Genomic DNA, 8,694 nt, shown 5'->3' on the forward strand with positions numbered 1-8,694 from the left:
ATTCGCCATTTTGGTTGGCTATGCCAGCTTCAAGAACGGGTTGTTTAGAGGTTCATCACTGAATATCGCACGAGGCTCAAGCAGCAGGTAGCCGTGCAGCTTCCTCGACTTTCTGGGGCCTGTGACTTCGCATGTCCAGATGTTCAAACCGCTGGGTTGTTTTCGATGCAATTGCAGCCGTTCGAAGCGCTTCTGCACCCACTGCCAATCCTGCAGGTTCTCCTGTTTGGCCAGTTTGCTGACCTGCGGGTGTTCCTGCGCATAGCGCTGGAACACGCCCGGGCTGACCAGGTAGGCGGTATCGCTCACGGTATGCACCAGCGCTTTCGCATCATTGATGATGAGCCGGCGCGTGGCGATGCCCTGTTTCAGCCAGGCCATGAAGTGCTCGCCTGATGGCTGTGTCGTCGAGGGCATGGAGGCAGGCTGCGAAGGCTCAGCGGCGCCCAAGGCCGGCAGGGGCTTATCGGGGAGCGCCGTGGGTACTTCGTCCGGGGCGGTTTCCACATCCTGTTGAGTAGCTGGAGAACTTTCCATTGCCACCATCGCCAGCATGTCCTCCATGGCGTCAGGGATGGTCTGTGCTTCTGGCGGAGCATCTTGAATCTCCAAGGCGGACGCCGCGCCGTCCGCCGGAAGGATGGCCGCTGCTACGGAATCTTCGCCTGCGGAAGGCATGTCGATTGCCACCGCCCCGGCAAATGGCGCCGGTCGCTCGCCAGAATTCCAGATCAGCGCGGGCGCGAGGCGCAACAGGGTGAACGAGTGAGTCCAGCCGGTGGCGCTGGTCACGACCGCACGCCAGATCGCTTTGCCGTCCGGCGTGGACTGCAACATGCCATGTTCCTGCAATACGTTGAACACGGCGGTGTTGTTCGCAGGGATGCCGTCGATACCCTGTGACAGCAAGTGCGCCCGCAGTTTGTCCGAGACCGTTTTGCTGACCAGCCACAAGCCATCTTCGGTGAGCCAGCCATCGGAGGCCTCGGGTTGGTTCAGCTTCAGTTCCTCCTTGAGCAGGTAACGCAGCCCGTCCAGCAGCTTGCGTTGCAGCGCATGCTTGGGCGCAGCCATGGCGCGCGCAGGATCGCCACCCAGTTCTTGGGCCACCGAAGCACGGTCGGCCTGCACCACCAATTCACCCAACACCCCAGCGTGCTCGTACTGCCCGGCCAGGACATAAAGCAGCGGTGTCCACAGTGATGGGTAGCTGCTGAGCCAGTCCAGGACTTCACGGTCAAGCAGTTGCCGGTAGAGCAAGCCTGTCGCGGCGCTGTGCAGGCGATACTCGCGATCGTCACGGTAGCGAAAGCGATATGGCTGGTGCAGCGTGCCGTGCCACGGATGCCAGGTGCTGCCGTCGGCCAACTCGACGTGCAGATCGACGGCGATCTTGCCGATGTCGTGCAGCAGTGCGGCGTAGGCGATGGCAGCAGTCCACGCCTCGGCTTGCGCGGCCTGATCCTCGGGGTTGGCGCCGATGGGTAGCAGATGAGACTGGCGCAGCTTCAGGCTGTAGGCGACGATTTCCAGACCGTGGTCGAGCATGCCGCCTGGGTAGGCATGGTGATGCGCTTCGGAGGCAGGGAAAGCCTGGACCAGCTCGGCATAGCGTTCCAGCGGCGCACGGTACAGCGCGGCGAACTGCTTGCGCGAGAGCGAGGTGCGTTGCCAGATGTGTTCCAGCAGCTTCTGCCGGCGCGGTGTCGCCAGCAGCGATGCGGCCGATTCCGGCCAGATCAGCCTTTTCGGGAGGTCGGTGGTGGGTGCTGGCGATGGAGCGGCAGCGACCGCAGGCCGTTTCCGCTGGAACAGAGAGAGCATGTGGGTGTCCTGGTGGCTGGCCAAGCGGGAGGCCTTTTCGCCTTTTTGGGTAGGGCCTTTCCCCTTGCACCCCATTCCCTTGCCCTTGACCTTTTGGCCTTTAGAAGCCTTTGGATATAGAGCGGTGAGCATGTGTCGTCCATCGTCAATGCGGGTATGGCGGGGCCGGATTGATGCGGGAAGGCTGGCTGTTCCCGCTCTACGATGCGGTCCATTGTTGGATGCTGGAGAGCCACGGTGAGACCACAGATTGACGAAGTAAGGATATTTCCTTACAATACAGGCATTGCGATCAGGAGAGCCGCCATGCCTGCCATTCACGAAGTTGCCACGCTGACCTCCAAAGGTCAGATCACGCTGCCCAAATCCATCCGGCAGGCGCTGGGTGCCGATACCGGCAGCAAGCTCGCGTTCGAGCTTCGTGGCAGTGAAGTCGTCGTGACCCGCGCCGATGCCGAGCACGAGGACCCTGCCATTGCCGCGTTCCTGACCCTGCTGGCCCACGACATTGAAGCGGGCCGGAATGTGCGCGGCCTGCCCGAGGATTTGGCTCGCACCATGCTGGAGCACGCGGGCCACAAGGTGGAGTTGGGCGATGATTTCGATGAGGACGTGAAAATCTGATGCGACAGCATGGCTGGACACTGCTGTTCCACGACAACCTGATCGAGCAGATGATGAAGCTGCGAGCGGCTGTGCTGCGGGCCCAAGAGAACGACCCGGAAGGGTTCGGATCGAACGCCAACGTCAAGTTCTTCCGGGCCTTGGTTCAGTTGATACAGGACGTGGTGCCGAGTGATCCAGCACGCGACGAGTACCGTCAAGGCAATACCATGGGGCCTGCCTATCGCCACTGGCGACGAGCCAAGCTCGGAAGGCGATACCGACTGTTCTTCCGCTACGACTCGAAGGCCAAGGTCATCGTGTACGCCTGGGTCAACGATGAGCAGACCCTGCGGTCTTCGGGGAGCAAATCAGACCCCTATGCCATGTTCGAGAAGATGCTCGGGCGCGGGAACCCGCCGGACGACTGGAGCGCATTGGTAGAGGCAAGCAAGCAAGATTGGAGCAAACTGGAATAGGCATTCCTCATGTAGCAGGAGACGACCATGACTACGACAACCCGCATCAGCACTGCAGAACGCATCGGCCGCCCCTTTGGCCGTGGATGGCGCGCTTATGCGCGGGGCGAGCGGCGTACATCGAGCTGGTTGGTATCCAAGGGAGTGCCGGTGGCCGGCACCACCGTGCTGCTGTGGGCGGTCAAGCTGGCTGTGCTGGGGCTGCTGCTATACGTTGCGTTCTGGTTCGCCCTCGTGTTGCTGGGCGTTGTGGCGGCAGGATGGGCTGCTGCTGCCAATACCTCGGATGACGACGAGTGGTCTTTCACCGATCTCACCGAATTGCGCAAGACGCCGGGCTACGATCCGAGTCTGTACAACGACACGTCCCACGAGCTATACACCGACGACTGACCGGCCTTGCGCTACTTCAGCTTACCTCCGGTAAGTGCCCCTGCACCCTTACCGCCCGCTTGGCCAGCGCTCTTGCTGCCGTCTGAAAGCCCCTGGATGGCGTGCCCGGCTCGAATTCCAACCCAGGTAAGACTCGCGAGCCAGAATCCCGGTAGTACAAGGAACATCGTCCCCATGACGAAGTTCAACAGCAAATCCCCAAAGGCGTTGTTCAGCCCCACGAGTGGATCGAAGTTGGCGTGTGGCCGGTTCCAACCGAAGCCCCAGCCATAGAGCGCATCGAGGATGGTGCTGTCGATCCAGCGTGCGAGCTGGAACCAGAAATCGACGAAGAACAGCGCGAACTGCACGACGCTCACAGTAACGACGGTCTTCAGGTCGTAGGTGCCCACAACCAGCACCAGCGGGAGGCAGATGACCAGCGCCATCTTGAGCAAGGCGAGCACCATGGGTAGCGCCTGGCGCACCACGTCCATGGCCGGAAACGCGGCAATCGCACCGACGGCCATCCCGACGTCGCCGGTGGCCCGCGTCACGATGTTCGGCAGGGTCTTGTCGATCTGGCCGCCGTAGTCGGTATAGACGCTGCCCTGGTTCAGTTTCTGCTGCCTCGGCGAGGCGATCGTGCGGATCACCGAGTCGTCCACCTCGGCTCGGCTCATAAAGCCGGCCCAGCCCGCCAAGCGATTCAGCAGGCTTGCGTCTACCTGCCCCAGCAGGCGTGCGCGCAGGCCATTGCTGCCATCGGCCCACCACTGCCTGCAGGACGGATAACCGCCACCGCTGGCCACTTGCGCAAGCCCCGCGTCGCGGGTGCTGTCGTAGGGCCAGTCATCGCGTGGTGTGCTGGAGCGGTAGCTGTCGTAGTAGCCGCCGGTGTCCGTGAAAAACCTCGACCCGATCCAGGTCACGTCGTGCATCTGCGCCTCATCGAGGTTTGGGCGCTGCATGAAGAGCTTGGCGCGCGCCGGTCCGTAGCAGTCTCGCGAGAAATCCGCCACTTCCTGAGCCAGCACCGGGTCGTCGATGCGCGTGGCGTCGATCTCCATCCTCATCTGCCGCAAGTCGGTGCCGCAGGGAATCGCCGCCACCGAGGCACCGGTCACGGCGCGCGAGAGTGTGTGCAGGAAGGCCCACCAGACGGGCACCTTTGCCGACTGGTTGTTGATGGTGCTGAAGGACTGCGACCAGCCGGTATCCGTGGGCTGCGGCACACTGATCTGGCATTGGGCCGAGCGCGCGCTGTCGTACCGGATGGTGTTGAGGTCCACGTCGATAAATGGGATGCCGGCGAACATCACCACCACGATGGCGACGAAGACGCGGTTCTCGATGCGCGCCGAACTCAGCACGCCCTTGTTGCCTTCGTCGGCACCTTCCGCGCGGGCCTTCAGCCATTCCTGCACGATGATGGCAATGAAAGGCAGCGCGAAGACACCGCTTGCCACCAGCACCGCCCAGATGCCGTTATGGACAATCCACGACACCAGCGTCAGGTAGTACTCCAGGTAGTCGGTCGTAAAAAGCGTCATGACCCTGATCTCCCCTCAAGCGGCCTGCATCAACAGGCTGGCTTCCAGCGCCACAATGGCGGCGACGCCAGCGATCTCGCTGCGCAGCAGTCGCCGCCGCGCCTGCTTATCCGTCCCGCGTTGGGCCTCACGCGCCAGCAGCCGGCGACGCATCCAGACCCAGCCGTAGGCGGTTGCGCCGTACAGGCACAGCCGCCACACCAGGAAGTAGCCCGCCGTGGCCGTCAGCCACCGCTCCCAACCGGCCACACTGCCAACGAGATAAATGCCGACGATGTTGGTGCCCACCGCGACGGCAACGAGCACCACTGCCCACAGCAACGCCTTCGCCGCGCGCCGGCTGAGCAGCCAGCGTGGGCGCAGCCAACTGGCGCACGGCAGGTTCATGGGTTGCCTCCCGGATTGCCCTTCTGGAGCCGGTCGAGGCGGTCGGGAATGGGATCGCCTTCGTAGATGCCACGCGAGCCAGCCGCGCGCGTGCCGTGGCGCTGGATGATGGCCATGGGCGAGTTATTCGCCAGCTCGCGGCGCAGCTCCAGTTCGGTCTTGAGGTTGCGGATCTCCTGGTCGAGCGTGTCGCTTTCGTGGTTCACGGCCTCGACCGCCAACTGGTTCGCCGCGACGTTGGGCTCCTTCTTGCCGGTCAGCAGGGTACGCTGGAGCAGCAGTGCCTTCTCCAGCACCGACGCCAGCGCAACCTCCGAGGCCAGGCGCCGCGCCAGCAAGTCTTGGTCAGGCTCGTCGCGCAGCGCCTCGATGACGCCACGGGTGATGGGCAGCGAGGTGCTGCCGGCCGCGCGCAGGTTCTCAAAGGTGGTATTGCGCGTTCCCGAGACCAGCTCCTGCAAGGCCTCCAGCTTGGCCTCGTACTCCTCCTGGATCAGCGGCGTCAGCCCGACGCCGGGCACCGTTTCGGTCTTGGTGCAGGCATCGCAGGTGCGCTGCACCTGTTCTCCAAGAACCCGCGTGGCCCATTCGGTCGCCTGCTGCGGCGAAGTCCAGGTCTGGCAGGACAGGCTCGCACAACTGGCGGAAGCGATGGACGACGTGTCGGTTACGCTGCGACCGTTGACCAGGTTGTAGCCCGCGCGGGTGACGTCGCCGACCACGCGGATGGCCGACTGACCTGCGCCGCCCGCGTTGTTGCCGCCCACCCAGGGCACGCCGTCGTTGCCACGGCGCGTCTCGGCCTGCTCGATTGCCGACACGGCATCGGTGCTCGACACTGCATCGCGCAGTGCCATGCCTTCGGCGACTTGGCTCCAGCCAAGCTGTCCGCCCGCTGTGTCGGCCATCTTCTCGGCCATGGCGCGGCACGTCAGCTTGGAGCGGTCGAAATCCAGCCGTGCCTGCAGCACGCCGTTGGTCAGCAGGTTGTACAGGCCCGGATCGGCGCGCTGGATGATCAGCGCAGGCAGCGATGCCACCGCGCTGGTGGCGCTCTGGATCACGTTGCTCATGATCTGCTGAAAGCCGTTCGTGACGCCGTTGAGCTGGTTGCGCAGCGTAGTTTGGATGCTCATGTCGCCGCAGATCAGGTTGCTGTTCCAGCCCACGCCGACGCCGATCGAGCGCATGCCGGCCGCACGCCCCATGGACACTGCGCTGCCGCCGCCAATCGAATACATCACCTCGTCGCCGATCACGGAGCCGCCGGTTTGAAAGCCGGTCTGCGCCCACGCCAGGCCGCCGCCAAGAACGAGCGCGCCAGACAGCACCCCGGTCAATACCGTGGGACGCAGCAGGCGGCACGCCTTGGTGGAGAGGTTTGTCAGTTCAGGACGCTTCATCGCCGTACCCTCATTGGAAATCGACGCTGCCGAGGAACACCTGGCCGCGACGTTCGCAGCACGCATAGGGCCGCCACAGTGCCCAGGCGTAGTCGCCTTGCTGCGCCTGAGTCAGGAAGCCGCTGCGGGGGAAGACCGTGCAGGACGAAGACAGGACGGGCGTGAGTTCCTGCCACTTGCCCGTCGAGGCATCGCCTTCCATCAGCGCGCCGGCAGGCCAATAGCCAGGCCGCGAGTTGGCGAGCAGCGGCTGATAGACGTGGATTTGCCCACGGCGCGTGACGACATCGCCGGCGCGCTGGGCCACCACAGCGCCGGCCTTGTGGTCGTCGGCCTGGTGCAGGAAGCCGCCACGCGGATACACATTGCCCCACAGGTTCATCGTGGTGCGCGCGCCGACCTCGCGCCTACCCGGAATCAGCGCCTCCGGGTAGGCCATCTCGGGCACGTTGTAGCGCCAGGCCAGTGTGTCCAGGGTGCTGAGCAGGTACGGCATGAACGCCGTGCCCGCGCCCTCGCAGAAATAGCCCGAAGACGAGACGAACTGGTTGAACACCTCGACGCCAGGATGGCCGATGACGTCCGCGTTCTTGAACTTGGCGAGATTGTTTTCGTGGTCTTCGTTGGTGGTGCCGTCTCCGCCGGCCTGTGCGGACGGGTTGGGCACGCTCATCGCCCGGACTTCGACCCAGGGGTTCTCGCCGGTGTTGCTGTAGCTGGAGACGACCGCATCGGGGACGTAGTGGCGGACTTTGATGGACGTGCGCACCGTGCAGCCCGTCCAGGTGCAGTAGAGCCAGTAGCAGATGCCGACGACGCGGTATTCGAGGCAATCTGGTGATGCCACTGAGCCAACGATGGTGGCGGTGTTGAGTGCGTAGCTGCCCGTGGCGCTGAGCAGCAGCACTGAGGCCACGCCCGCGCGCAGGCGGCGCATCCGCTCGAAGGCTCGGGTCATGGCTGCGACCTCCGATGTTGCTCGATGTGCACGACGGCACGGGCCACATCCGGCTCGCCATAGACCACGTAACGCTGATCCACCACGACCGCCGGAATACTGGTGACGCCCAGACTCCAAGCGTCGGTGACGCCCTGGTAGGCGGAAGCGATGCGGCGCTGAAGGTCAGCGCCACCTTGATTCAGTTGGCGCTTGACGATGGCCGTGGCCTGCTCGGGATCGACGGGCAGTTGTGCGGAAAGCTCGGCTTCGATGCGCGGACCTTCATCCAGCTCAATCAGCCGCTCGCCGCCCATGGTCTTGACTGGATGGCGGCTATCGGTGATGACCACCACATCGGCGGCGAAGGTGGCTGGGCTGAAAACAGCCAAGGATGCCGGTAGTGCAACGGCCAGGCCAAGGGTTCGCCAGCCTGCTGTGAAGCGGAGTAAAGATGCTGGCATGTCGCGTGCCCTGGAAGTTGATCAGAGCCATAGTCGAACGCGAACCCGCTGCCGCCCCAACAAACAATGCGCATCGCGGGCACCCCACATACCTGTTCGGTGCTGCCGCATGGAAAAAAGCAGAGGCCGAAGCCCCCGCTGTGATCAGTGAACCACGTGCTTTCCTACAAAAGACCCGACTCGGCGAACGAGTACGGCGTGCCCTGACCAATCACGAAATGGTCGAGCACCCGCACGTCGATAAGCGCCAAGGCGGTTTTCAACTGCTCGGTCAGCACGCGATCCGCATTGGATGGCTCGGTGGAGCCCGAGGGGTGCTGATGGGCGAAGATGACCGCAGCGGCGTTCAGTTGCAAAGCGCGCTGCAACACGACGCGCGGATAAACCGAGGTCGCATTGATCGTTCCATGGAACATCGGCTCCACGGCCAGCACGTCGTGCATACTGTTCATGAATACAACGACGAAGATCTCGTTGGACTCGGCGACCAGCTTCAAGCGAAGGTAGTCCCTGACCGCAGCGGGCCGTTCAAGACGTGGCCCGGCTTTGAAAACCCGTCGCTCCAGCAGCACGATGGCTTGCTGAACGATCCAGTCTTCGTGCTGAGCGGCAATATCGGAAAGTGACTCCAGACAGGAGTCATTGATGACGACAGACATGGCGAACCTCCAG

The 8,694-nt window shown here is 63.5% G+C and carries 10 protein-coding genes; 3 read left to right on the forward strand and 7 right to left on the reverse strand.

Annotated features, from left to right (window positions below; genetic code table 11):
* Positions 1–18 precede the first annotated feature (18 nt).
* Entirely contained in the window at positions 19–1,824 is a 1,806-nt protein-coding gene (gene mobH, locus BT108_RS06170; protein WP_072293657.1) for a MobH family relaxase, read from the reverse strand.
* 306 nt (positions 1,825–2,130) lie between these two features.
* Here mobH and BT108_RS06175 point away from each other — a divergent pair, with 306 nt between their 5' ends.
* From BT108_RS06175 to BT108_RS06185, 3 genes are read left to right on the forward strand one after another with little or no spacing between them, the layout of a single operon-like run.
* On the forward strand, positions 2,131–2,448 hold the full coding sequence (locus BT108_RS06175) for a type II toxin-antitoxin system PrlF family antitoxin (protein WP_072293658.1): 318 nt from the start codon (positions 2,131–2,133) through the stop codon (positions 2,446–2,448).
* Positions 2,448–2,906: a type II toxin-antitoxin system YhaV family toxin gene (locus BT108_RS06180; RefSeq protein ID WP_072293659.1), complete on the forward strand. Its 459-nt coding sequence runs from the start codon at positions 2,448–2,450 to the stop codon at positions 2,904–2,906. Before BT108_RS06175 ends, BT108_RS06180 begins: the two co-directional genes overlap by 1 nt.
* A 27-nt stretch (positions 2,907–2,933) precedes the next feature.
* Positions 2,934–3,299: a DUF3742 family protein gene (locus BT108_RS06185; protein WP_072293660.1), complete on the forward strand. Its 366-nt coding sequence runs from the start codon at positions 2,934–2,936 to the stop codon at positions 3,297–3,299.
* A gap of 11 nt (positions 3,300–3,310) precedes the next feature.
* Here BT108_RS06185 and BT108_RS06190 read toward each other — a convergent pair whose 3' ends face one another.
* The 6 genes from BT108_RS06190 to BT108_RS06215 form a co-directional block, all read right to left on the reverse strand.
* The gene (locus tag BT108_RS06190) at positions 3,311–4,831 is read right to left on the reverse strand and encodes a conjugal transfer protein TraG N-terminal domain-containing protein (protein ID WP_072293661.1); all 1,521 of its coding nucleotides are present in this window, start codon (positions 4,829–4,831) and stop codon (positions 3,311–3,313) included.
* 15 nt (positions 4,832–4,846) lie between these two features.
* Positions 4,847–5,218, reverse strand: coding sequence for a hypothetical protein (locus tag BT108_RS06195; RefSeq protein WP_072293662.1), 372 nt, complete (start codon positions 5,216–5,218; stop codon positions 4,847–4,849).
* Positions 5,215–6,621 carry an integrating conjugative element protein gene (locus BT108_RS06200; protein ID WP_072293663.1) on the reverse strand — a complete coding sequence of 469 codons (1,407 nt, stop codon included), beginning with the start codon at positions 6,619–6,621 and terminating at the stop codon, positions 5,215–5,217. The genes BT108_RS06195 and BT108_RS06200 overlap by 4 nt, the downstream gene beginning before the upstream one ends.
* 10 nt (positions 6,622–6,631) lie before the next feature.
* Positions 6,632–7,579 carry a TIGR03756 family integrating conjugative element protein gene (locus tag BT108_RS06205; protein ID WP_072293664.1) on the reverse strand — a complete coding sequence of 316 codons (948 nt, stop codon included), beginning with the start codon at positions 7,577–7,579 and terminating at the stop codon, positions 6,632–6,634.
* Complete coding sequence (locus BT108_RS06210; protein WP_072293665.1) at positions 7,576–8,022, reverse strand: TIGR03757 family integrating conjugative element protein; 447 nt, start codon at positions 8,020–8,022, stop codon at positions 7,576–7,578. Before BT108_RS06210 ends, BT108_RS06205 begins: the two co-directional genes overlap by 4 nt.
* 164 nt (positions 8,023–8,186) lie before the next feature.
* Positions 8,187–8,681, reverse strand: coding sequence for a JAB domain-containing protein (locus BT108_RS06215; protein ID WP_072293666.1), 495 nt, complete (start codon positions 8,679–8,681; stop codon positions 8,187–8,189).
* Positions 8,682–8,694: the final 13 nt, after the last annotated feature.

Source organism: Nitrosovibrio sp. Nv17, from assembly GCF_900119085.1.
GTDB lineage: Bacteria > Pseudomonadota > Gammaproteobacteria > Burkholderiales > Nitrosomonadaceae > Nitrosospira.

Excerpts from the sequence above, each read along its gene's own strand:
- BT108_RS06195 (WP_072293662.1), bottom strand. The coding sequence starts at position 5,218 with ATGAACCTGCCGTGCGCCAGTTGGCTGCGCCCACGCTGGCTGCTCAGC.
- BT108_RS06190 (WP_072293661.1), bottom strand. The coding sequence starts at position 4,831 with ATGACGCTTTTTACGACCGACTACCTGGAGTACTACCTGACGCTGGTG.
- BT108_RS06215 (WP_072293666.1), bottom strand. The coding sequence starts at position 8,681 with ATGTCTGTCGTCATCAATGACTCCTGTCTGGAGTCACTTTCCGATATT.
- BT108_RS06175 (WP_072293658.1), top strand. The coding sequence starts at position 2,131 with ATGCCTGCCATTCACGAAGTTGCCACGCTGACCTCCAAAGGTCAGATC.
- BT108_RS06200 (WP_072293663.1), bottom strand. The coding sequence starts at position 6,621 with ATGAAGCGTCCTGAACTGACAAACCTCTCCACCAAGGCGTGCCGCCTG.
- BT108_RS06185 (WP_072293660.1), top strand. The coding sequence starts at position 2,934 with ATGACTACGACAACCCGCATCAGCACTGCAGAACGCATCGGCCGCCCC.
- BT108_RS06205 (WP_072293664.1), bottom strand. The coding sequence starts at position 7,579 with ATGACCCGAGCCTTCGAGCGGATGCGCCGCCTGCGCGCGGGCGTGGCC.
- BT108_RS06180 (WP_072293659.1), top strand. The coding sequence starts at position 2,448 with ATGCGACAGCATGGCTGGACACTGCTGTTCCACGACAACCTGATCGAG.
- mobH (WP_072293657.1), bottom strand. The coding sequence starts at position 1,824 with ATGCTCTCTCTGTTCCAGCGGAAACGGCCTGCGGTCGCTGCCGCTCCA.
- BT108_RS06210 (WP_072293665.1), bottom strand. The coding sequence starts at position 8,022 with ATGCCAGCATCTTTACTCCGCTTCACAGCAGGCTGGCGAACCCTTGGC.